Here is a 22,672-nt window from a genome sequence, read left to right as displayed (position 1 = left end):
ATAGTGCCATATTCTATATATAGCTTTTAAAAAATATAACCGTTAAAACAATATCAATTCCACACGGTGTTATTAATACTAAAAAATGGCAGCCGCTTAAAATTATTTATCTCAAACGGTTACAACAAGCGTCAGCGATAATTAGTGATAAAAGGCTACTCATAAAAACCATCAATGCCTAGCAAGCGGATTTTAGCAAAACATTCGATATCAAAGAGAGGTTATTATGTCTATTACAGCCAATAAATACGGTGGTCTAGCCCAGCAGCTGATTAACGAAGGTGTCGTGAGCGAAGCGCATATGAAAACTGCGCAGACGGAATCACAGCAGCAGCAGATCGGACTCGTGCCTTATTTGGTAGACAATAAATTGGCCAATGCTTATCAGCTAGCACAAATGCTGTCTCAAGCTTTTGGTGATCCACTCTTTGATCTTGACGCGATCAGTTTGGATGTCATTCCAAAAGACTTGGTCGATGAAAAAATCGTGCGTAAGTTTAATGCCTTGCCTCTCTTTAAACGTGGGCAGCGCTTATTTGTCGCTTTAAGTGACCCAACCCGTATAGATGCGATTGATGCGATTGCCTTCAACTCTCGCCTCTCTATTGAAACCATCGTCGTCGAAGAAGATAAGCTCAAAAAACGCATTGAAAGTCTTTATGCCGATACCATGCAAAGTTTTGATAGTTTTTCGGACAGTGACTTAAATGTAGGTTTTGACGATGGTGAAGAAGAGGGTGAAACTGAGCTCAGCGACAGTGTTGATGAAGCCCCTGTCGTAAAATTTGTCAATAAAATGCTGGTTGATGCCATTCGCATGGGTGCCTCAGATTTACATTTCGAGCCGTATGAAAAAAGCTTTCGTGTCCGCTTTCGTGTCGACGGTGTCATGCAAAAAATGGCCAACCCACCAGTGCAACTTGCCAGCAAAATCGCAGCACGGCTAAAAGTGATGTCACAGATGGACATTTCAGAGCGCCGCATACCGCAAGATGGACGCATCAAGCTTAAAATATCTAAAAATAAAGCCATCGATTTCCGGGTCAACTCATTACCGACCCTGTTTGGTGAAAAGCTTGTATTGCGTATTTTGGATCCGTCATCCGCCATGCTCGGCATCGAAGCCCTTGGTTATGAACCGGACCAACAAGAAATGTTTTTGGAAGCTTTGCATAAACCGCAAGGTATGCTGCTGATTACCGGACCGACGGGTTCCGGTAAGACTGTCTCACTCTATACCGGTATCAATATTTTAAACACAGGTGCAACGAATATCTCCACTGCCGAAGATCCAGTCGAGATTAACCTCGAAGGCATTAATCAGGTCAACGTGAACGCTAAGGTTGGTCTGACCTTTGCCAATGCTCTGAAGTCATTCTTACGTCAAGATCCTGATATCGTCATGGTGGGTGAGATTCGTGACCTTGAAACGGCAGAGATTGCGATTAAAGCCGCGCAAACGGGACACATGGTACTTTCGACTCTCCATACTAACTCAGCACCAGAGACGTTGACCCGCCTACGCAATATGGGTGTGGCTTCCTTTAACATTGCCACGTCAGTAAACTTGGTCATCGCCCAGCGCCTAGCAAGGCGCTTATGTAAAAACTGTAAAAAACCCATCAACGTCCCACGGCAAAGCTTGCTTGAGCTTGGCTTTAATGACACTGATTTAGACAACCCAGACAATGTGATCTATGAACCGGTAGGCTGTAACGAATGCCGCGAAGGCTATAAAGGCCGTGTGGGTATCTATGAGGTGATGAAAGTCAGCCCTGATATTTCCCGGATTATCATGGAAGACGGCAACGCGATAGATATCAAAGATGCCGCCCTCAAAAACGGTTTTCGAGACTTGCGCCGTTCTGGTATTTTGAAGGTATTGCAAGGCGTGACCAGTATTCAAGAGATGATGCGTGTCACCTCTGAATAATCGTAAATGCTAAAAGTGAAATAACGGTGATAGAAACTTCAGTGTCGATAGCTTTTAGATTTAATAGATTGGCTTTTATAAATGAGCAATAATATCCACTCAGATGTACTTAAAAATAAAACAGAGTTATACTGGTTTTTTACGTTAAAATAAAGTATGCCATCTTTGTGTAATAAGTCTGGCATCGTTGTACATCTTTGCAATATTTATATTAGACAAATTTTGAGGGTAGTATCATGGCAAAAGCAAAGACCGACATGCTGTTAGACTTTGTCTATGACGGGGTAAATCGACGCGGACAAAAAGTAAAAGGTGAAACGACCAGTCGTAGCTTAGAGCTGGCAAAAGCTACTCTGCGCAAACAAGGCATCACCGTCAAAGGTATTAAGAAAAAACCGAAGCCCCTTTATACCTTTAAAAAGTCTATTAAGCCTATTGATATTGCCATTTTTTCTCGGCAATTAGCAACCATGATGAAGGCTGGCGTGCCATTGACTCAATCCTTTGAAATTGTCGCCGACTCCCTCGATAATCCCAGTATGAAAGAGCTGGTCTTGCAAATAAAAGCTGATATTGAAGCTGGCAGTACTTTTGCCTCTGCCCTGCGTAAGCATCCTCGCTATTTTGACGATCTTTTTTGCTCGCTCGTTGACTCTGGAGAACAGTCGGGTGCGCTTGAGACCATGCTAGAGCGGGTTGCCACCTATAAAGAAAAAAGTGAGCTATTAAAAGCCAAAATCAAAAAGGCGATGAAATATCCTATTGCGGTCATCGTTGTTGCCATTATCGTGACTATAATTCTACTTGTAAAAGTAGTACCTGTATTTTCTGGATTATTTGAATCATTTGGCGCGGAGCTACCAGCATTCACCCAAATGGTAGTAGCTATGTCTGAATGGATGCAAGCATGGTGGTTTGTTTTAATTATTATCATTGGTGGGGCGATTATTGGTTTTTCAGAAGCCAAAAAACGCTCTAAAAAATTCCGAGATTTTTTGGACCGTGCAGTCTTAAAAGCTCCCATATTTGGCAATATTGCCTATCAAGCGATTATCGCGCGTTTCGCTCGTACTTTATCTACCACTTTCGCTGCAGGTGTACCACTTATTGATGCCTTAGATTCTACGGCTGGTGCCACCAACAATGTTGTTTTTTATAATGCCACGCAGCAAATTAAAAATGATGTTTCTACTGGGCAACAATTGCAATTCTCTATACGCTCCACCAATTTATTCCCAAGCTTAGCCATTCAAATGGTCGGTATCGGTGAAGAGTCTGGTAGTTTAGAAGAAATGCTAGATAAAGTAGCGGTCTATTACGAAAACGAAGTCGATAACGCCGTTGATGGCTTGACCAGTTTAATGGAACCTTTAATTATGGCAGTACTGGGTGTATTGATTGGTGGCTTAGTGATTGCGATGTACTTGCCGATTTTCCAAATGGGTGCAGTGGTAGGTTAAAGATGACGGGAAGGAAAGCAATTTAATGCAATTTATAGAATTACTACAAAATAATATGACGGTAGCGTTAGTCGTATTTGGTCTGTTGGGCCTTTGTGTGGGCAGTTTCTTAAATGTGGTGATTCACCGTATGCCACTGATGATGGTCTATAGCTGGCGTCAAGAATGCAGTGAATTTATGTCTCAGCAAGCAGACATGCCGCAAGAGCATACCATACCATTGACCGATATCGTCGCAGCGGACACCCCTATTACGTTGAGTCGACCAGCGTCACGCTGCCCTCACTGCGCGCACAAAATAAAGTGGTACGAAAACATACCCTTAATAAGCTGGCTAGTGTTACGTGGGCGCTGCTCGAATTGTAAAGCTCCTATCGGCCTGCGTTACCCTGTGGTTGAGCTAGTGACTGCATTGCTGTCAATATTGGTCATCTATCAGTTTGGGGTCAGTGCCGCTGGGTTATCAGCCTTAGTTTTAGTATGGACATTGGTTGCGCTAACCGGTATTGATTTTGATACCCAACTACTACCAGATCGCCTAACCTTTCCTTTAGCGGGCTTAGGATTGGCTGTCAATTCGCAAAGCTGGTTTGTCTCGCCAACTCAGTCTATTTGGGGTTTATTGTTTGGATTTTTATCACTATGGATAGTGGTCAAGGTATTTTTCCTCATCACCAAAAAACACGGTATGGGACAAGGCGACTTTAAGCTACTAGCGGTATTGGGTGCTTGGCTTGGGCCTATGATGCTGCCATTGATTATTTTACTGTCTTCCTTGCTCGGCTCAATCGTTGGGATTATCTTGATGAAGAAACAAGGTGAGAGCAAGCCGTTTGCCTTTGGCCCTTACATCGCTATCGCTGGTATTGTTGCTTTATTATATGGCTCAGATATCGTCAACTGGTATCTTGGCATGTATACTTACTAGATTGTCTTAGAAAGTGTTTTGATCGCTCCTCTTAAAACAAGCATCAAATTTTAAAATAAGCATCAAAATACTGTCTCAACTTACAACCATCACTGTCATTATATCGAGCAGATAAGTCATTATTATGTCAAAACAAGCATCTTCACCTTATTCTCATGAGCCTCAGACCTCGCAAAAGAAAAGCAAAACCTTAGTCATTGGCTTAACAGGGGGCATCGGTAGTGGCAAGTCTGCTGCCAGTGATTGGTTCGCTGAACAAGGCATTGATATTATTGATGCGGATGTCATTGCTCATCAGGTCGTTGCTAAAGGCAGCTCAACCCTACGCAAAATCCAGAAGAAGTTTGGTAATTGGGTATTAAATGACAATGGTGAAATGGATCGTGCCGCCGTGCGCACTCATGTGTTTACCCACCCTGAGGCACTCATTGAGCTAGAGGCGATTACCCATCCAGCGATACGTGAAACCGCAAAATTACAGCTGGCCGCCAGTACCTCACCTTATGTGGTGTTGTCAGCGCCACTACTTATTGAAGCGGCGGAGGCGGGTCTGGCTAACTTGTGCCAGCGTATTTTAGTCATGGATGCCGCGGTAGATACTCAGCTAGCCCGTGCCAGCCAACGAGATGAACAAAGCGTACAAAAAATTAAAGCCATTATGGTCAATCAGCTAAGTCGTGAAGAGCGCAATCAGCACGCCGATGATGTCGTGCTTAATGATGGTAATTTGGCTGATCTCTACCTAAAATTAGAGCCGCTACATCAGAGCTATCTTACGCTTGCCCAGCAGCTAAAGTACGCTGCCGATTAACCTCATACAGCGCCATGCCCGTGGCAACACTTACATTTAGACTTTGTAAGTTGCCATGTTCATTGCCTGACATCGGAATATAAACCAGCTCATCACAGCTCTCTGTCGTCAGGCGGCGCATGCCCTCTCCTTCTGACCCCATAATCATCGCCGTCTTGCCCGTCAAATCTGCCTCATGTATTGGCTTCGCCTCTGCATTGAGTGCCGTACCGAATACAAAAACACCTGCGTTTTTAATTTGCGATAGTGTACGTGCCAAATTGGTGACGCTAATAATAGGCATCATTTCTGCCGCCCCTACCGATACCTTAGCAACCGTAGGCGTAAGGCTAGCCGCATGATGTTTCGGACAAACCACCGCATCAACACCCATCGCGACAGCAGTACGCAAGCACGCACCAAAGTTATGTGCATCAGTGATTTGATCCAAGACCAATAACAAGCACTGTTCACGGCCGATAATAATATCAAGCAAGCCTTCATCAGCGAAACCTAACGGACGCGCATTTAGCACCACGCCTTGATGCTGCGGACTGCCACACAATTGCGTGAGCTTGTCTTTTTGCGTCGGTTGAATGCTGATGCCATTGTCTGCTGCCTGCGTCATAATCGCTCGGACATGACTGTCACTCTCGCGACCTTGCTGTACAAACAAGCTAAGGCCATCAAGAGGACGGTGTTCGAGTAACGCGTCAATAGCATGAATGCCATAGAAATAAATGGGTTTTGCCATAATAGGACTACCGGTTATAAAGTGGGTATCGCACACTGCGATAGAAAGGGGAAATATGACGATAATTGTAGCAACTAATGAAGGGCTTAAAAAATAATGTTACCAAAAAAAAGAAATAAACCTTATCGCAAGATTTATTTCTTTTTGAGGGCTTAGGCGTTATAAATTGTCTTTTAAAAACTTTGACTTGGGATAGTCTCAACCTTCTAAATGACAGATATACTGCACGATTTCCTCTGTGCGTAAGTTAAAACCACTATTGCCTTCAACGACGAATGATTGTCCCGCACGATAGTAGCTGAATTCTTCATCACCATTTATTTTGACTTCACACTCGCCGCTGATGATCTCAATACGTTCAGAAGTGTTAGTACTAAAGTGATAATGCTCAACCAAGTTGTCGCAAGGTAAGATCACACCTAATGTCTTATGCCGACCATCCTCAAACATAATGGTATGGCTTGAGCAACGACCATCATACGATATCGTGGCTTGGGCGTTGACTGTTACACTGGTAAATTGCGCCGCTGTCATAGTGGCTTCCTTATCAAATAATTATTGCCAAACTAAAAAATAAGTAACGAATTTAATTGCTTACTCTACCTAGGTTGTACTATTCATTTGCGATATGGTAACAACACGTCATGACGCACAATGATTAAAAATCTAGTGGTAAGAGTTTATCATTATGTGAGATTATGCTACCACATTATATCTATAAAGTTTGTTACAGCGGCAATGAAAATTTTATTTGGTTTTTAGGTTAAAGAATGCTTGATGATTCATGCTTAGATTATCGGCTTGCGCCTATAGGACTGAAGCGTTGAGAGCTATTATTGCTGATGCGCTACTATACTGACACCCTGCTATTACAGTGACTCCTAATTAGGATTATCCTCCCTATTATTGCCGTTACAAAGACCATCATTAAGATAGTAATCACAGATTTATCATAAGCTTAATGGATTTTTACGACAGTCTTTTTAGATTGACTTACAGGATTTAATGGCTTTAAAATTTGTATTTAATTGCATTTAACATCATACTATTTGCCAACCATATTTGTCTCACTAACATTATCAACTGAACGACTTCATTCCTTTATTTATCCTATTTTAGATATGGCCTCTTATGATTTCATGCGAGGTCAATTGTCTGTCATGAGAGGCGTTGATGCTTGTATCATTAACTTTACATCAGTTTGCGTTGATCGCTCAGCATGAGTTGAGTGTGGCTGAAGGCTTTAATGTCATCACTGGTGAAACGGGTGCTGGCAAGTCGCTATTACTGGATGCGCTATCTTTATGTGCAGGCGAACGTGCAGACAGTGCGATGGTCAGACATGGCGCGGCGCACGCTGATATTTATGCCCAGTTTGATGTGGAAAATAACAGCGTCGTCGCCGATTGGTTTGCCAAAAATGACCGACCATTAGAAGAGCCAGAAGTATTGATTCGTCGCCAGCTCAGCAATACCGGACGCTCAAAAGCGTGGTTGAATGGCACGCCAGTCAGTTTGGCTGAACTGAAAAACCTCGGTACGTTACTGGTTAATATTCATAGCCAACATGCTCAGCAAGCGCTCCTTAAGCCTCAGTTTGTGGTGCAATGGCTTGATGAGATGGCACAAATCACGCCACTTGCTGTACAAACGACCAGCAGCTATCAAGCTTATCAGCAGCTTAAACGCCGTGCGGATGACATTGCGAGCCGTGAGGCTCAGCGCCAAGACCGTATGCAATTATTGCAGAGTCAATTAGCTGACATTGCGCCGTTATTGGCGGTTGATTATGCAGAAGTCGAAGCGGAGCACGAAGAACTGTCTAATATCGAAGCCTTGATGATCGAGGCCAGTCATGGCTTGCATCTGCTTGACAATGACACGGATGAGCCAGATGTCATGACCTTGCTCGGGCAGGCGATTAAGCTTTGTGATAACCAAATGAGCGTCAGTCAAACCTTTGAGCAAGCCTCCGAGCAGCTGCATTTAGCACAGCAGCAAATCACTGAGGTAACGGGCTTACTGTCAGATTATGCTGAACAACAACTGCCCGACCCTGAGCGTTTGCAAACGCTAGACAGTCTTATCAGCTTAGGTCATCGCTTATCTCGTAAACATAGCTTGCCAGCGAGCGACTTAATCGAGGAAGCCAAAGGTTGGGAGACGCAATTAGAGCAGCTAGAAAACGAGCCAAGCAGCGATGCCATGGCAGCGCAAATTGAACAGGCTTGGAAAGATTACCTTGCGCTAGCAACGCAGTTAAATAAAGAGCGCTCAAAAGCTGCGCCCACTGTCAGTAAACAACTGGTTAAACAGTTACAACCGCTAGCTTTGCCTAATGCGCGCTGCGAGTTTGTCTTTACCAAAAAGACCGAACCTAGCCAATATAATGCGCAAGGTTGCTATGATATTGACCTATTATTTAGCGCCAATGTCGGCATGCCGATGCAACCACTACATAAAATCGCTTCAGGCGGCGAGCTGTCACGAATGGCACTGGTGATGCAGGTATTACAAGCAACCAATGCTGACAATAATGCTGCCAAGCCCATGCTGGTATTTGATGAAGTCGATGTCGGTATCAGTGGCGGCACGGCGCAAGTGGTCGGTGAGCTGCTGCGCGCGCTTGGGCAGACGCAGCAGTTACTGGCCATTACCCACCAAGCACAAGTTGCGGCGCAAGCGCATCAGCATATCTTGGTACAAAAACACCATGACGAGCAAACCGAAAGCGAGCTATTAATACTGACCGATAGCGCGCAAATCGATGAGCTGGCACGCATGTCTGGTGGTGTGATCATCACTGACGTTACCCGCGACCACGCCCGCAGTTTATTAACGGACGTTAAGTAAAGAACCTTGTCGTCATTAGGGCGTGTCCTCATTTTAAAAATGAGGACACGCCCTAGCGTCTCATAACCGCTAAATACTTGCTTTGGTTGATTTTCACCTCAGTATCGCCATATAGTGGTGTGTCATCTCTGTTATTTTACCTTTAATACTAGGTTGCGTTTGTTTCTATGTCTAAAGCCAATTTGACCCATCATTTCTTAATCGCGGCACCAGAACTGTCAGACCCAAGGTTTGAGCAGGCGCTGATTTATATTTGCCGTCATGATAAACACGGTGCACTTGGTCTGATGGTCAATCGTCCATTAGAGCAGGCACGCGTGGGCAAACTGCTAGAAGATCTAGACATTGAAGTCACAGATGCACAAGTGATGGAAGATGTGGCATTAGAAGGCGGCCCGATGTATCCAGAGGTTGGATTTGTGCTGCATACGGGTCAACCAGAATGGGCCTCGTCTTTTGCTATATCAGAGAATGTCTGTATTACTACCAGCCAAGATATCCTCAAGCGTATCGCCGCCGGTCAAGGCGTTGGTCATTATCAGCTGTGCTTGGGTCATGCCAGCTGGGGTAAAAAACAGCTCGATCAAGAGCTTGCTAGTGGCGACTGGCTCGTCTGTCCTGCTGATCTGAATTTATTGTTTGATACGCCATTTGAAGAACGTTGGCAAATCGCCGCTGATAAGATTGGCGTTAACTTTGACTACCTTAGTAGTGATATTGGTCATGCTTAATGATTGGTTATGATTGTTAAATTATCCGTTTTAAATAAAGCCGCATTCAAATTAAAGCCGTTAAGCCAAATGAATCACGCCCAACAGAAGAATCACGCCCAACAGAAACAGGAAGCGCGCATAATGATGGTAGAGTCTGATACTAGCACTGAAATCGAAACTGCTGACACTTCTGTGGTGGAACCAGTTATTAAGCCTCATCTTATTTTGGCGCTCGATTACGGGGTTAAAAAAATGGGGATGGCACTAGGCAACACCATTACTGAGACTGCGCGTGCCTTTGATATTTTAGCCATGAATAATGGTCAACCGGACTGGGATAATCTGCTAGGTATTATCAAAGTCTGGGGTGTAACAAAAGTGGTGGTGGGGTTGCCGCTTAATATGGATGGTAGCAGCTCAATGCTGTCGAAGCGTGCGCATAAATTTGCCCGTCGCCTAGCGCATCGAGTCATGGAACAGCATCTACCAGTGGTCGTGAGCCTCTGTGATGAGCGCCTGACCTCAGTGGCGGCGCGTGAGATCGCGTGGGATAATGGTTGGATTAAGCATGAACGCGACCCAATCGATGACATCTCTGCCTGTATTCTGATGTCGACTTACTTTGCTGACCCGAGTAGCAGTATCGCCATCGACGCCATCAAAGCCGATTAAATCAGCGACAAGCCTGCTGTTGAAACAGCGCCAATTTCTGACATATCGTCACTCTACACGGATAAATGCCTGATTATTATGACCACTGTCTCAGACCACTCTCTGCAAAAAAAATCGCAACATGGTTTTGCCCCGCTTGCCATCGCCCGTATCAAAGGCGCACAGCGAGCGAATCAAATAGCGATTTATCTTATTCATGCCGCCATTCTCGCCTTTGTGGTCTTTGGCACCATTGCCAGTATCAAAGCCTTTCATGACAATCAGCTGCTTTATCAACTTTTCTATAACCTGCCCTATGCCTTGGTTGCGCTTACGATTCCTATTACTATTTATGATGCGCTGGTAATTTATCGTTATCGCTTAAACCAAGCTTCGATGATTGCCATGAGTATTGGCGTCTCGACCATCATATTGATTGGTGGGTTATTATTCGCTGATACCGCTTGGTTAGGGTTGTCCTGCTGGCTAGGTGTGGCGTTTTTATTTAAAGTAAGCTTTAAGCGCTTTTTTAATTTTTTAGAAGTAGAAAAAGACACTGAAATCGCTGAAGAAGCGTAAAACATGCTTATAAATGCCGCAAAAAACTTTCACCTTATATTATCGATTTGAATGACTATTATGAGCACTTCTACCACGCAAACGACGATCAATCATCATTTAGATACTCAAGGGCTGATCTGTCCTGAGCCAGTCATGATGCTGCATCGAACCATCCGCAAAGCCGATGCTGGCGAGGTAATTGAAATACTCGCTACCGACCCAGCCACCACTCGTGACATTCCTAACTTCTGCCGTCATTTGGGGCATGAGCTTGTCCAGCAAGAAACGCTGGCTGAAAATGTAAATCTAAACGTCGATCCTGATGAAATAACGGTCGCTGGCGATGAGGACGCGCCAATCAGCGCCACGCTTTATCGTTATTTGGTTAAGAAAAAGAACATTTAAACGCATTCAATTAGCTCTATATAGGGTCTGTTTGATGATTCAAATGTAGAACTAGCAGTGTCTTAATAGCATCAAGATATCTTTGCTTTGTACCAAACATACCATTCACAAATTAAAGGTAGATAACGTGTTACCAACCGAAAAACAATATGTGCAGTGGCTCGAAAACACAGACGGAAACGACACTTTCCATAATACCCGCTGGTTATCGGAAAGCAATCATCTACCGCCTGCGCGTATTGTATTGGTCGACGACAAAACGACCGCAGATGAAGCTTACCGCTTGGCTTGCGAAGGCACGTCGCTGCTGTGGCGTGGTGACTTTCATAATGCCAAGCAATTACTACAGGCACTCGCTCGGCGCATCGAGCGTACCAATGAGCGCTCCGAGCAGCGTAAAATAAAGAAAGCGGCTAACAAAGCAGCCAAGTCTACAGCAGAATCTGATTCAGCCAGCTCTAAAGAAATACCCAACCTCTTTCATCAACAGCGCCAAATCCAAGCTCAGCGCTCGCGCATATTAAGCCGTTTGCTACTAGAGCTTGATGCCAATTATGTCAGCCAGCTACGCCGCGCGCCTGATGTCAGTGCGGCCTGCACAGCAGCTTTTGGCCAGTTGGATAAAACGATAGACGAATCATGCGTGCTGTCATTTCGTGATTTGCAGGGGGCGCTTGGTGCAGCGCAGTGGCGCGAAAAAGGCGTACCGATTGAAAGCCTAGGTCTATCGATATTCCCGCATTATGGTGTCTTTGCGCCAACACGGCATGAGTATGTACCGCTATTGCTTGATGCACCACTGCCAAAAATTCATGAGGTTGCTTATGATATCGGTACTGGCACTGGTTTACTCGCCGTTATCTTAGCGCAGCGCGGTGTCAAACAGGTGATTGCCACGGATTTGAATCCACGTGCTTTGGCTTGTGCCAGCGAAAACTTTACACGCCTACAATTGGCTAACGTACAGTTGCAGCAAGCAGATTTGTATCCGACTAATGCGCCTCTCGCCAATCTGATTGTCTGTAATCCACCTTGGTTACCTGCTAAGCCAAGCTCGCCTTTAGAGTACGCCGTTTATGATGCCAATAGCGCGATGCTGCGTGGATTTTTGCAGGGCGCGAAGTCTCACTTAGCTAAGCAAGGTGAGCTTTGGTTGATTCTGTCAGATTTGGCGGAACATCTGCAATTACGTACTCGCGATGAGTTATTGGGTTGGTTTGTAGATAGCGGTTTGAAAGTAAAATATCGTCTCGATACCACACCTAAGCATGGTCGCAGCCAAGATGATACTGATCCTCTATATGCGGCGCGTAGTGCGGAAGTGACCTCGTTATGGTGCTTAGAACCTACCTAATATTTAATAATTGAGCATTATTTTATGAGCCATCACTTATGAGTCGCGACCGCGCCGTACAACAGCGCCAACCAAAAGCGCTGGCAGTAGACGACGAACCAACTTATATCACTGAGTTTCGTCAAGCGATGCTGGCGCGTGGTTTAGCAACACGTACGCGTAATGCTTATGTGCGCGATTTGCGCTCTTGCGAGTTGACCAATCCTATCGCCCTGACCCGCTGGCAGCCTGATGACGTGCTGCACTGCTTATCAACCCTTACCCAAGATGGCAAAACCCCACGTACTCAAGCACGTATGCTGTCAAGCTTGCGCCAGTTCTATCTATGGATGATTGCCAGTAATCTGCGTGAAGACAACCCTTGCGAGCGTATCAAAAGTCCTAAACTTGGGCGTCCACTACCAAAGGACTTAAGTGAAGGGGATGTTGATAATCTACTCGCTGCACCCGATACCAGCACCGCGCTAGGACTGCGTGATAAAGCCATGCTAGAAGTGCTCTATGCCTGCGGTCTGCGTGTCAGCGAGCTGATTAATCTGTCACTAGAACAAGTCAATTTAAACTCTGGCTGGTTACAAATCACTGGTAAAGGCAATAAAACCCGACTGGTACCATTAGGTGAATATGCTACGGACGCGTTGGAAGATTATCTGGCGCATGCTCGTGGTGATTTGATTGCGCATTTGAAATCTGGCAATTGCCAAGCTGTATTTTTGACTGCGCAAGGTGGCTACATGACGCGGCAGAACTTTTGGTATTTGCTCAAAAAATACGCCAAGGTTGCTAGTATCGATAAAGAGTTATCACCGCATACGCTACGCCATGCCTTTGCTACCCATCTACTCAATCATGGCGCGGACTTACGTAGCGTGCAGCTATTGCTTGGGCATAGTGATTTGTCTACCACGCAGATTTATACCCATGTGGCAACGGCGAGATTGCAGAAGTTGCATGCGGAGCATCATCCGCGCGGTTAAAGTCGAAATCAAAGATTTATTGATGATTGTAAAAGGAATATAACGTGTTGCAAGCTCAGCCATCTACTCTGCCTACCCTAACAAAAAGGCAAAATTCTGCACTCAAAAACCTGACCATCATGGGTTATCTAGAAGGTACTTCTTTTTTATTATTGCTTGGTATCGCCATGCCACTAAAATACATGCTGGGTATTCCTGAAGCAGTGAAATATGTCGGTATGGCGCATGGGGCATTGTTTATTGCCTATATTTTGATGCTATTGATTGCAACGAGCAAAATAAAAATGCCGCTGTGGGCAATGCCTGCAGGCGTAGTTGGATCTTTCTTGCCATTTGGGCCGTTTGTGTTTGATCATTTACTTAAGAAGCGTTTGAGAAAATAGTTTCACAAGTATTTTGGTCACGTAAACCTATATAGTCTGCCCACTATAAAATCGCTACAGCGATAACCTCGCTAACCATACTAATGTATAGCTTGCACTCGGTTTCCTTGTATCGACATTACTGTGGATTGACTATACCAATGTTGTGATGGCAAAATTACAGAATTTGCATGCTGAGCATCATTTGAAAGGGCAAACTGATCAACTACTTTGAAAAATATAATCAAGATCTAACCAATTATTTTTCAAAGGTAGTCTATCTACCTCACACCGTTTCTGCGTCGTAATAGTCAACGATATTTAGCAACGTCTGTTCATAGTTGTAAATATCGTCAATAGAGTTAATTTGCTCCTTGACTGACTCTTTGTTTTCTTTAAAAATCGTGATGTACTTTACACTTCTATCTAAATGTAGTCTGCATATAGGTTTTCTATTATTATTATCTAGTAAAATTCCGAAATAGGACTTTGTATCTCTGTGATAGACTCTATCTTTCGCAACTTTGCGTCTCAAAATCGCAAGCACAATCCCATATCCTTCAAGCTCTTCTTCTGTAGTAATAATTCCATTATCGTTTTCCTCTTCTAAGCCTTCATCGTCAGATAACTCACCTGCTTGGCTCTTTTGCTTCTCTTCTTCTTTATTCAATGCCGCATTTAAACGGTCATTAACACTATCATTGATCATCTGAGTAAAAGCTTTTTGGATAATATCTGTAAACTCTTGTACTACTCCAGACGTCAAACGTCCTGAGTAGACAGGGCTTGCAAAATGTCTAACAAACTCTGTTGAAGGATTTTCCATTTCCTGCTTTATCAATGCTTTAACTTCACTGGTATACTTTAAAGTACTTGCGTTGTTGACGATTTTATCAACATCAAAATTTGATTTATGAAACTTCTCTATTTCTTTTATGTGACCCTCTTTTAACTTTAAGATATTGAATTCGAAGAATGGTTTTTCATCCATTTTATTTGGCTCTACTAAATCAGTGTAGAATTTATAAACGATACCATTAGTTAGTAGGGCAAAACGTGTTTTAGTAACATGGAAATATCTGAATAACTGCGATGAATTATTAACATCTAAAGGCGAGTTCCAGTGCTTGCACTCGATAACTAATATCGGAGCTTCGTTTTGATATATAGCGTAATCTACCTTCTCACCTTTTTTTATGCCAACATCTGCAGTAAATTCTGGTACGACTTCTAAAGGATTAAAAGCGTCATACCCAAGGATATTTATGAAAGGTAATATAAAAGCATGCTTTGTACTTTCTTCATTGCCTATTTTATCTTTGAGGTTTTCGACTTTATCTGCTAGTCCTTTCAACTGATTAAATAATTCCATTATTTCTTCCCTAAATAATATTTAATATATTTCTCAAATCTAACGGAGTTAATAGATATTAGCAATGAATTTTTGTTCGTAAAATTCTGTGTGCTTATAAACTCTAAAATTAGTATCGACGAAATTGACAGCTTAAGTCAAAATTTGTACCAAAAGTCATTCCGTAATTCCTATTACATGACATACTTACAAGTCCTAAAACTTTATTACGAAGTCATAAGGTACGCTACCTAAATTTCCCACCATATAATTCTACTAATCCATAGCTGCAAACCCGCTCTTTTCTCGTTACAATACGCGTATGATGTGCACGCTGCATAACTGAGCAGTGCACCGCCTTTTACTTATCCATTATCTGAGAATCTCATGAGCCATAGACCCCCTGCTGACCTGTTGAAAAGTGCCCAACATTGGCGTGAAGATATTAATTTTCGCCAAGATGTACTGGGCAAGCCGTTTGATTTTGCGACCACATGGGGTATTTTTTCACCGCAAAAGCTCGATGATGGTAGCTTGATGCTGCTTGATTATATTGACTTTGAAGCGGATGATGACTCAATCGATTTGGGCTGTGGCTATGGCGTGCTTGGTATGACGGCAGCGCGTGAATGTCCGAATGGTCTGCATACATTGATTGATAAAGACTTTATGGCGGTAGAATATGCGCGCCTAAATTGTGAGAAAAACGGTCTTAATAATGTCGATGTACATTTATCAAACGGCTTCAATCACGTGGCAAAAGACAAAGACTTTAGCCTTGTGATGTCGAACTTGCCTGCCAAAGTGGGTAAAGAGCAGCATTATCTATATTTCCTCGATGCCTATGCGCGCATGCGTAAAGGTGGCCGTTTTTATGTGGTAACAATCAATGGCTTGCGCCAATTCGTGAAACGCTCATTTACCGAAGTGTTTGGCAATAGCGACAAGGTCAAGCAAGGCAAAACCTATACGATTACAATGGCGACCAAAGACTAATACCAAACGCCAAAAATACGATTAGCTGTGTCAAAATCGCTTAGCCTACAATGCGTAGTACTTGTACTCTTTCTCCTTGCTACTCTAATTTTTGTGAATGATATAAATTTTTGAACGTGACACAAATAAGAAGCCCGCTAAAACATATAGTTTTAGCGGGCTTCTTTATGGCAAATGATATCTCGCTACATCTGCCGTTTAAGCAAATACCCACCCAATATCGCACTGGCAATGATCGGTAGTAGCACCATCAATAATGGCGAAAATCCAGTCGCCAATGAGACAAAGCCAACCAAGTCTTGCACGTAACTAAATAGCAAGCCAAACAATAATGCCACCACGATACGCAAGCCCAAGCTATGTGTACGCAATGAGCCAAAGACGAAGGAGCAAGCAACGATCACCAACGACAATATCGATAATGGTGATAGCAATTTTTGCCAAAATGCCAGCTCATGACTCAAAGAGCGTTGACCTTGTTGGCGCATAAACTGACGATGCTCGTATAGCTGGGTCAATGACAGATCTTCGGCTTTGCGGGTGAGTAAATACACAGACTCAGGCGCAAAGGGCAAGCTTAAGGTATCTGACGGCGAGATCGCTTGGCTACTCTCAAAGCCTTGATTAATCATCAGCTTGGTCATGTTATTCAGCTGCCACTCGTAACGATACTGCTCGCTCGGCTGGCTACTGACTGTATCCAGCGGTTCGCGACCAATATACTGCCCACCCTCAGCGTGAACAGCCGTTTGTAGATTGCCATTATTGTCTAAATGCCAACGTTTGACCTCGCCGATATTACCTTGTACATCGGCATAATCGATATACAAAATATCGCTACCATCCGGCTTGGTACGACCAGCTTTTGTATTCTCAAAACGTGGTTGCACTGTCCAATAACCACGCACCGATGTGACCAACGAAGTGCTGTCTTCATCGTTGATCTCTTTTGCCAATTGATTAGAGTGCGGCAAAATAAACTGATTGATGAGCAAGGCAAGCAGTACAAAAATCAAAGCAGGCTGTAATACCCAGCCAACGATGCGATAAACGCTAACGCCAGCGGCACGCATGACGACCAACTCACTTTTATTGGCGAGTAAACCCAAGCCGACCACTGCACCGAGCAATGCACCCGTCGGGATAAACTGCTCTAAAAAATAAGGCGAGCGATAAAAGATATATTTAATCGCCTCACCCATCGTATAGCTATCATCTAACGAATCCAGCTCAGACAAATAAGAAAATACCAGTTGTAATGCCCACAGACCTATAACCGCTCCGACGATTGCTAGCAAAGCATTCAGTTTGACGTAACGGCTAAGGACTTTTAGATTGGCAGGTTTTTTGGCAAACTTAGCATTCGCGTTTTGCGAGTTAGAATTGGGAGATTTAGAGAATAAAGCACTCATGAGGACTGCCCTCCTTGTGAGCCACTACTTTGATGATCGGTGACTGTTAGAGACCCATTCTCTGGTTTGCGAAAGCGCAATCGGTGCTGCACACGGCTACCCCAATTCATATAAAGTGCCAATACCATAAATCCTAAAATCAGCCAAGCATATGCCCAAACGCTCACACTACCTTTGCTCACAGCGTTTTTGAGTGAAATGATACCCAGCGCACAGCTGACAAACAATAAAATCGAAGGAAATAGGCGTAACCAACGACCTTGGCGCGGACGTACTTGCGCCAGTGGTACAGCGAGCATCGGTGCAATAATCATCAACCACGGCAAAGCAAAACGGTAGCCAAGCTCACCCTGTGCCGCACGCAGCGCATTTTCACCACCGAACTGGGCACTGCCAGTTGCCGCTTGCCATAACGGTCCGATTGCTTGGGTTTCGATATTGTCTTCGGTGATCACATCTTGTGAGGATTCCGTCAAGGTAATGCGATAGCGATCAAAGCCGACTTGGTTATACTTCAAGCTGCCCGCGCCGACCTCGTAACGACGCCCTTGGAATAAATCCAACTGGGTCACGCCCTTGTCACCTGTCTGTACTTGCTCGGCTCTTTTGGCCAAAGTAATGGTGTCTTTACTTATGTTTTTATCGCCCTTGCTTATCAGCGCTTGCGGTACATCTGGAATCGCTAATTGTTCTGCGGTTTCAGGATCAATCGTATTATCGACATCCATGGCAGCCGCTTTAGCGTTGCTACCTTTAGCTTTTGGCTCAGACTGAATGAGTATTACGTCTTGTAGCTGTTTTTTGTCGTCGCTAAGGCTGCCAACATAGAGATGGTAATTGCCACTACTGATAAACTCATTGGGGCGAATCAAATCAAAGGCACTGGTAAAGGCTTGCTGCTGCCAAATAGCCTCAGATGAGCGTACACCCCACGGTTTTCCGACGACTGATAATGCAGCCTCGCCAACGAATAAGGCCAGTATCAAGGGAGTCATCAGCCGAGCCAGCTTGCCGCGTGAGACACCACTGGCGTTGATAACCGCCATTTCTTGATCGACATATAAGCGCCCAAATACCAGCATTAGAGCAATAAAAAAAGCCAAGGGCAAAATCAGCTCTAAAAAATACGGCAAGTTATAACCAATGATGGTAAATAATAAGCTGATATCTAGATTGCCTTCTGCGGCAATGCCAAAGTAACGTATCAGACGGCCACCAAGCATCATAACCACCAAAAACCCCAATACCAAAGCGGTGGTTGAGGCAACTTGTTGGGTCATGTAGCGGCGTAATATCACAATAGGTACTCTTTAACAGTGGATATGTGGACGGTGTATCGCGTGCTGACTGACAGAGCCAAGCGCAATAGTATGGTGTTACCAGTTTAATGCTACTCAAATGCCTAAACAGACAAACACTTAAATAGATATCAACGTAACGGTGCCACTTATAAGTCAAATGATATAAAGATAAGCGATAAACGTAACCGCTAATGCTAGCATATTTTGATAAAAAATGACTGTGAAATGTGTGCTAAAAAATCACCCAAGCCTTGCTGATGACGCATGATTCAGCATGAATAAACACTGGTAGACGTTACCAGTAGTCAATAAATCACATAAATGGTAAGGCATGACTGGCTGCGGTATTGCGTCAATTTAATTAGCCAGTGTTTTTGCTTTTAGAAAGGTTTGTTTGTCATTCGTATCAAGTCACAAATATGAGTAGCATTAATTGCTAGACTGATTGATTGTCAATACTCATCTCTACCACAATTATTGGAGCATAAATAAAATGTCTAATCCCTCTACCCTACTTGAGCTGGCTGGTGGCGAATTTGATACCCTTGATTGGTCAAACTGCGCTATCGTCTTTATTGATTATCAAAACGAATATGTCGATGGCGCCATGCCATTAGGTCAAGCAGGCAGCAAAGCCACTGCAAACGCGCGCCTATTGCTTGATAAAGCCCGTAAGCAAGACGTTCCTATCTTTCATATCGCTCATCATGGCGAAGACAATGGCAATGTTTTTGACCCATTGTCTGCTAACGTCGCTATTGTGGACGAGCTAAAACCAATGGATGGCGAAAAAATAATCACCAAAAAGCATCCTAATGCCTTTCATGACACTCAGCTTCAAGCACTTATCTCAGCGACCGGAAAAAAACAGATTATTTTTGCAGGCTTTATGAGTCATATGTGTGTCAGCTCTAGCGTCAGAGCAGCGTTTGATTTAGGCTTTGATAATTTTGTTTGCCATGATGCCTGTGCCACTCGCGCACTTCCTAGTGCTAAAAGAGAAGGCATCAGCGCTGAAGTGATGCACGATACTGCCATGGCGGCCTTGCAAGATAGATTTGCGGCTTTGGTTGCGACTGACGACTTGGTTAATAATTAATGTAATTATTACTGTGCGTAATCGTCATACATTCGATAGTATGGCGGCCGCCTACTTTTAGCTTGTTTTCAGCTCGTTTTCAGCCACTAGCAGACCCGTCGTAGAACGTCCCATACGCCTTAGCAAGATAGCGCAGCAAATTTAAACGAAAACATTACCTAACCCTTGCCGACTGCGCAGCGATTCGCTGATATGCTACACTACAATAATAAGCAATTTAAAAAATAGTGAGACGACATAAGAGTAGTAAAATGCTGATATTGTCTTCATCACTGATTTGCACTTCTAAATTTATAACTCTAATAAGGATAACTATATGAATATTAAATTATCTCAGCACCTGCCAAAAACTCATACTCAAAAAATTCTAAAAAAAGAAGCCAAAAATAAAGACGAGGCCTGCCTAGTCGTCCTAATCGATGACAAAAAAAACATCCTTGCTGAATCGGTGTTGGCAGACTATAGCACCCGTATCGAACAATTGATCGAAGTCTCGCACTTCAACGGTAAAGCTGGCGAAACGGTAGTTGATTATGCGCTAGCGGGTGATAAAAAAACCACTAAGCAAAACCCTATCCAGCTATTATTGGTCGGTGTTGGCAACGTTGATAAGCTCAACAATACAGTCTTGCAAAAAATCACTCAAACCATTTATAGCAGCACACAGAAACGGGTATCCTCTATTACCGTTGCGTTAGGCGACACGCTTGAAGAAAACCAATTTGGTCAGTTTGCCCTCAATCTGTTGGCCGCTACCTATCGTTTTGACAAATACAAATCTGAGCAAAGCACGCCTGCGCTAACTGATATTTATCTACTAGCTGACGAATCACTACAGCCAGCATTAGAATTCGCAGAGTCAGTATTCGCTGGTCAAAGCTTGACTCGCGATGTAGCCAATGAACCAGGTAACATCTGCTTCCCAGCTTACATGGCAGAACAAGCACAAGAGCTAGCAGCAACCTACCCTGACCTATTAACAGTCACGGTACTGGGTGAAGACGAGATGTCAGCGCTGGGCATGAATTGCTTCTTAGCAGTCGCGCAAGGCTCTACCAAAGAAGGTAAGCTGGTACTCATGGAGTATCGCGGTAAGTCAAACTTTAGCGCCGACGCTGGTAAATCCACGACTAGCAGTGCCAAAGTTAGTGGCGGCCTAAAAGCCTTGACTGATAAACTACCCACCAAGGCTGCTAACAAAAAAGCCTCTAGAAAGAACGATGACACTGTGCAGGCAGCAAGTGATGACGCGCCTATCGTATTAGTCGGTAAAGGCGTCACGTTTGACTCAGGTGGTATCTCAATCAAGCCCGGCGCGGCGATGGATGAGATGAAATTTGATATGGGTGGTTCAGCGTCTGTACTCGGTACGATAAAAGCTTTATGTGAAGCGCGTCTACCGATCAACGTCGTTGGCGCTCTCGCTTGTGCAGAAAACATGCCATCAGGTGATGCCACGCGCCCAGGCGATATCGTAAAAGCCATGAATGGTAAGTCCGTTGAAATATTAAATACCGATGCGGAAGGTCGCTTAGTATTGGCAGATACTTTATGCTACGTACAGCGTTATCAACCAAAAACTATCATCGATGTCGCCACATTGACCGGTGCTTGCGTGGTTGCACTGGGTCATGTCCGCTCGGCTGTCTTTAGTAATGACGAAGATGTCTTATTTGATTTAGAAAATGCCAGCAACCTATCTGGCGATCTCATCTGGCATATGCCGTTGGATGACGAATATCAAGCACAGATCGACTCGCCTATTGCTGATATGCAAAACATCGGTGGTAAAGGTGCAGGTGCCGTCACTGCTGCCTGTTTCTTGTCGCGCTTCGTCGAAGAAGGTCAAGCATGGGCGCATTTAGACATCGCTGGCACGGCATGGAACTCAGGCAAAGATAAAGCCGCGACTGGTCGCCCTGTGCCGCTATTTATGCAATACTTAAAAAACAGCGCGAATATGGTCTAATCCGTTGATGAACAACCAACTTATGAACAACCAACTTATGAAAACTACTTTATGAAAATCAGTTTATGAAAGTTAGCTTTTATGTATTAAGCGACAGTAAAGCCCAAGATTTCTTGGGCTTTATTTGTCAGTTGACCCAAACGGCACTCAATAAAAGCAGCCAATCGCTGCTCATTCTTGTGGGTGATGACGCAGAATTATCATCGACGCTTGATGAGGCGCTATGGGCACAAGAAGCGACAAGTTTTATACCGCATCAACGCCTTTTAGCTAACAAGGCTGAAGGCGATGATTCTGAGGTTGATATTAACAAACGATTGGCGCCTGTATTGCTTGGCGGCTATATGCCAGCAGATTTCAACGGTATCGTTATTAATACAACAGCACAGCCCGTCAATGCTTTTATGCAAGCAACCAGCAATGCCCAACCTACTCGTATTCTTGAGCTGATTAAACCTGACGCGACCAGTGTTCAAGAAGGTCGGAACAAGTATAAGGCTTATCAACAACTAGGCTATGAGCTGACGCATTTTAAAGTTTAGGTTGCAGCCTGCGCCCTAACTCCTCCTCATTTCTCACGAAAAGCACGATTTCTTATCAGAGAATCCACGTCAATTTTTCTCATATTAAGTCTCTACCTTCATCTGTCCCGCCTATGTCGGTTGGTGGTAAAGGTAGGCTCTTATCCTAAAAAATGCTACCATCCTTCGATTATTTTTCTGTTTTCACTATAAACGTCTTATTTACAGTCGAATTATTTCAAAATGGCGACCAAGCAACCGAGCGTACAATGCGTATTTTAA

21 protein-coding genes are annotated in these 22,672 nt (G+C 44.0%); 16 read left to right on the top strand and 5 right to left on the bottom strand.

The window, feature by feature from the left end; all coding sequences use genetic code 11:
- Window positions 1-226: 226 nt before the first annotated feature.
- The 4 genes from pilB (at window position 227) to coaE (ending at window position 5,132) form a co-directional block, all read left to right on the top strand.
- Window positions 227-1,933, top strand: coding sequence for a type IV-A pilus assembly ATPase PilB (gene pilB, locus IOD06_RS08645; protein WP_194620582.1), 1,707 nt, complete (start codon window positions 227-229; stop codon window positions 1,931-1,933).
- A 236-nt stretch (window positions 1,934-2,169) separates the two neighbouring features.
- Window positions 2,170-3,393, top strand: coding sequence for a type II secretion system F family protein (locus IOD06_RS08640; protein WP_194620581.1), 1,224 nt, complete (start codon window positions 2,170-2,172; stop codon window positions 3,391-3,393).
- Between the two features lie 25 nt (window positions 3,394-3,418).
- Window positions 3,419-4,321 carry an A24 family peptidase gene (locus IOD06_RS08635; RefSeq protein WP_194620580.1) on the top strand — a complete coding sequence of 301 codons (903 nt, stop codon included), beginning with the start codon at window positions 3,419-3,421 and terminating at the stop codon, window positions 4,319-4,321.
- Between the two features lie 124 nt (window positions 4,322-4,445).
- The gene (coaE, locus tag IOD06_RS08630; RefSeq protein ID WP_194620579.1) at window positions 4,446-5,132 is read left to right on the top strand and encodes a dephospho-CoA kinase; all 687 of its coding nucleotides are present in this window, start codon (window positions 4,446-4,448) and stop codon (window positions 5,130-5,132) included.
- On the opposite strand, the gene rlmB is transcribed toward coaE, so the two are convergent.
- Window positions 5,095-5,865 carry a 23S rRNA (guanosine(2251)-2'-O)-methyltransferase RlmB gene (rlmB, locus tag IOD06_RS08625; protein WP_194620578.1) on the bottom strand — a complete coding sequence of 257 codons (771 nt, stop codon included), beginning with the start codon at window positions 5,863-5,865 and terminating at the stop codon, window positions 5,095-5,097. The two genes, coaE and rlmB, sit on opposite strands and share 38 nt — an antisense overlap.
- Window positions 5,866-6,063: 198 nt before the next feature.
- Window positions 6,064-6,399: a pyrimidine/purine nucleoside phosphorylase gene (locus IOD06_RS08620; protein ID WP_010197725.1), complete on the bottom strand. Its 336-nt coding sequence runs from the start codon at window positions 6,397-6,399 to the stop codon at window positions 6,064-6,066.
- A gap of 639 nt (window positions 6,400-7,038) precedes the next feature.
- Here IOD06_RS08620 and recN point away from each other — a divergent pair.
- The 8 genes from recN to IOD06_RS08580 all read left to right on the top strand — a co-directional run bounded on the left by recN (window position 7,039) and on the right by IOD06_RS08580 (window position 13,762).
- Entirely contained in the window at window positions 7,039-8,718 is a 1,680-nt protein-coding gene (recN, locus tag IOD06_RS08615) for a DNA repair protein RecN (protein WP_194620577.1), read from the top strand.
- A gap of 167 nt (window positions 8,719-8,885) precedes the next feature.
- Window positions 8,886-9,449 carry a YqgE/AlgH family protein gene (locus IOD06_RS08610; protein WP_010197721.1) on the top strand — a complete coding sequence of 188 codons (564 nt, stop codon included), beginning with the start codon at window positions 8,886-8,888 and terminating at the stop codon, window positions 9,447-9,449.
- 126 nt (window positions 9,450-9,575) lie between these two features.
- Window positions 9,576-10,103 (top strand): Holliday junction resolvase RuvX, encoded by a 528-nt coding sequence (ruvX, locus tag IOD06_RS08605; RefSeq protein ID WP_189584130.1) that lies wholly within the window; start codon window positions 9,576-9,578, stop codon window positions 10,101-10,103.
- Between the two features lie 78 nt (window positions 10,104-10,181).
- Entirely contained in the window at window positions 10,182-10,661 is a 480-nt protein-coding gene (locus tag IOD06_RS08600) for a hypothetical protein (RefSeq protein WP_194620576.1), read from the top strand.
- A gap of 60 nt (window positions 10,662-10,721) precedes the next feature.
- A complete protein-coding gene (gene tusA, locus IOD06_RS08595) occupies window positions 10,722-11,048 on the top strand; it encodes a sulfurtransferase TusA (RefSeq protein ID WP_194620575.1) in 327 nt (108 codons plus the stop codon).
- Between the two features lie 127 nt (window positions 11,049-11,175).
- Entirely contained in the window at window positions 11,176-12,402 is a 1,227-nt protein-coding gene (locus IOD06_RS08590; RefSeq protein ID WP_194620574.1) for a methyltransferase, read from the top strand.
- A 38-nt stretch (window positions 12,403-12,440) separates the two neighbouring features.
- Window positions 12,441-13,379 carry a site-specific tyrosine recombinase XerD gene (gene xerD, locus IOD06_RS08585; protein ID WP_194620573.1) on the top strand — a complete coding sequence of 313 codons (939 nt, stop codon included), beginning with the start codon at window positions 12,441-12,443 and terminating at the stop codon, window positions 13,377-13,379.
- Between the two features lie 44 nt (window positions 13,380-13,423).
- Window positions 13,424-13,762 carry a DUF3817 domain-containing protein gene (locus IOD06_RS08580; protein WP_194620572.1) on the top strand — a complete coding sequence of 113 codons (339 nt, stop codon included), beginning with the start codon at window positions 13,424-13,426 and terminating at the stop codon, window positions 13,760-13,762.
- Window positions 13,763-14,027: 265 nt separating this feature from the next.
- Here IOD06_RS08580 and IOD06_RS08575 read toward each other — a convergent pair whose 3' ends face one another.
- Window positions 14,028-15,113: a type I restriction endonuclease gene (locus IOD06_RS08575; RefSeq protein ID WP_194620571.1), complete on the bottom strand. Its 1,086-nt coding sequence runs from the start codon at window positions 15,111-15,113 to the stop codon at window positions 14,028-14,030.
- Between the two features lie 366 nt (window positions 15,114-15,479).
- Between IOD06_RS08575 and IOD06_RS08570 the strand changes: the two genes are divergently transcribed.
- The gene (locus IOD06_RS08570) at window positions 15,480-16,088 is read left to right on the top strand and encodes a class I SAM-dependent methyltransferase (RefSeq protein ID WP_194620570.1); all 609 of its coding nucleotides are present in this window, start codon (window positions 15,480-15,482) and stop codon (window positions 16,086-16,088) included.
- A 185-nt stretch (window positions 16,089-16,273) separates the two neighbouring features.
- Here IOD06_RS08570 and lptG read toward each other — a convergent pair whose 3' ends face one another.
- Both lptG and lptF read right to left on the bottom strand, forming a co-directional pair.
- Window positions 16,274-17,500, bottom strand: coding sequence for an LPS export ABC transporter permease LptG (lptG, locus tag IOD06_RS08565; protein WP_194620569.1), 1,227 nt, complete (start codon window positions 17,498-17,500; stop codon window positions 16,274-16,276).
- Window positions 17,497-18,798 carry an LPS export ABC transporter permease LptF gene (gene lptF / locus IOD06_RS08560; protein WP_320157431.1) on the bottom strand — a complete coding sequence of 434 codons (1,302 nt, stop codon included), beginning with the start codon at window positions 18,796-18,798 and terminating at the stop codon, window positions 17,497-17,499. Before lptF ends, lptG begins: the two co-directional genes overlap by 4 nt.
- Before the next feature lie 496 nt (window positions 18,799-19,294).
- Between lptF and IOD06_RS08555 the strand changes: the two genes are divergently transcribed.
- The 3 genes from IOD06_RS08555 to IOD06_RS08545 all read left to right on the top strand — a co-directional run bounded on the left by IOD06_RS08555 (window position 19,295) and on the right by IOD06_RS08545 (window position 22,411).
- The gene (locus IOD06_RS08555; protein WP_194620568.1) at window positions 19,295-19,900 is read left to right on the top strand and encodes a cysteine hydrolase family protein; all 606 of its coding nucleotides are present in this window, start codon (window positions 19,295-19,297) and stop codon (window positions 19,898-19,900) included.
- Window positions 19,901-20,216: 316 nt separating this feature from the next.
- Entirely contained in the window at window positions 20,217-21,869 is a 1,653-nt protein-coding gene (locus IOD06_RS08550) for a leucyl aminopeptidase (RefSeq protein ID WP_194620567.1), read from the top strand.
- Window positions 21,870-21,934: 65 nt separating this feature from the next.
- A complete protein-coding gene (locus IOD06_RS08545) occupies window positions 21,935-22,411 on the top strand; it encodes a DNA polymerase III subunit chi (protein WP_194620566.1) in 477 nt (158 codons plus the stop codon).
- The last annotated feature ends 261 nt before the right edge of the window (window positions 22,412-22,672 follow it).

Source organism: Psychrobacter sp. N25K4-3-2 (genome assembly GCF_015351755.1).
GTDB lineage: Bacteria > Pseudomonadota > Gammaproteobacteria > Pseudomonadales > Moraxellaceae > Psychrobacter > Psychrobacter glaciei.
The sequence above is the reverse complement of the archived record's forward strand: the minus strand, read 5'-3'. Positions and strand labels throughout refer to the sequence as shown.

What these genes read in the sequence shown, in the direction of transcription:
- pilB (WP_194620582.1), top strand. Translation starts at nt 227, where the DNA reads ATGTCTATTACAGCCAATAAATACGGTGGTCTAGCCCAGCAGCTGATT.
- IOD06_RS08640 (WP_194620581.1), top strand. Translation starts at nt 2,170, where the DNA reads ATGGCAAAAGCAAAGACCGACATGCTGTTAGACTTTGTCTATGACGGG.
- IOD06_RS08635 (WP_194620580.1), top strand. Translation starts at nt 3,419, where the DNA reads ATGCAATTTATAGAATTACTACAAAATAATATGACGGTAGCGTTAGTC.
- coaE (WP_194620579.1), top strand. Translation starts at nt 4,446, where the DNA reads ATGTCAAAACAAGCATCTTCACCTTATTCTCATGAGCCTCAGACCTCG.
- rlmB (WP_194620578.1), bottom strand. Translation starts at nt 5,865, where the DNA reads ATGGCAAAACCCATTTATTTCTATGGCATTCATGCTATTGACGCGTTA.
- IOD06_RS08620 (WP_010197725.1), bottom strand. Translation starts at nt 6,399, where the DNA reads ATGACAGCGGCGCAATTTACCAGTGTAACAGTCAACGCCCAAGCCACG.
- recN (WP_194620577.1), top strand. Translation starts at nt 7,039, where the DNA reads ATGCTTGTATCATTAACTTTACATCAGTTTGCGTTGATCGCTCAGCAT.
- IOD06_RS08610 (WP_010197721.1), top strand. Translation starts at nt 8,886, where the DNA reads ATGTCTAAAGCCAATTTGACCCATCATTTCTTAATCGCGGCACCAGAA.
- ruvX (WP_189584130.1), top strand. Translation starts at nt 9,576, where the DNA reads ATGGTAGAGTCTGATACTAGCACTGAAATCGAAACTGCTGACACTTCT.
- IOD06_RS08600 (WP_194620576.1), top strand. Translation starts at nt 10,182, where the DNA reads ATGACCACTGTCTCAGACCACTCTCTGCAAAAAAAATCGCAACATGGT.
- tusA (WP_194620575.1), top strand. Translation starts at nt 10,722, where the DNA reads ATGAGCACTTCTACCACGCAAACGACGATCAATCATCATTTAGATACT.
- xerD (WP_194620573.1), top strand. Translation starts at nt 12,441, where the DNA reads ATGAGTCGCGACCGCGCCGTACAACAGCGCCAACCAAAAGCGCTGGCA.
- IOD06_RS08575 (WP_194620571.1), bottom strand. Translation starts at nt 15,113, where the DNA reads ATGGAATTATTTAATCAGTTGAAAGGACTAGCAGATAAAGTCGAAAAC.
- IOD06_RS08570 (WP_194620570.1), top strand. Translation starts at nt 15,480, where the DNA reads ATGAGCCATAGACCCCCTGCTGACCTGTTGAAAAGTGCCCAACATTGG.
- lptG (WP_194620569.1), bottom strand. Translation starts at nt 17,500, where the DNA reads ATGAGTGCTTTATTCTCTAAATCTCCCAATTCTAACTCGCAAAACGCG.
- IOD06_RS08555 (WP_194620568.1), top strand. Translation starts at nt 19,295, where the DNA reads ATGTCTAATCCCTCTACCCTACTTGAGCTGGCTGGTGGCGAATTTGAT.
- IOD06_RS08550 (WP_194620567.1), top strand. Translation starts at nt 20,217, where the DNA reads ATGAATATTAAATTATCTCAGCACCTGCCAAAAACTCATACTCAAAAA.
- IOD06_RS08545 (WP_194620566.1), top strand. Translation starts at nt 21,935, where the DNA reads ATGAAAGTTAGCTTTTATGTATTAAGCGACAGTAAAGCCCAAGATTTC.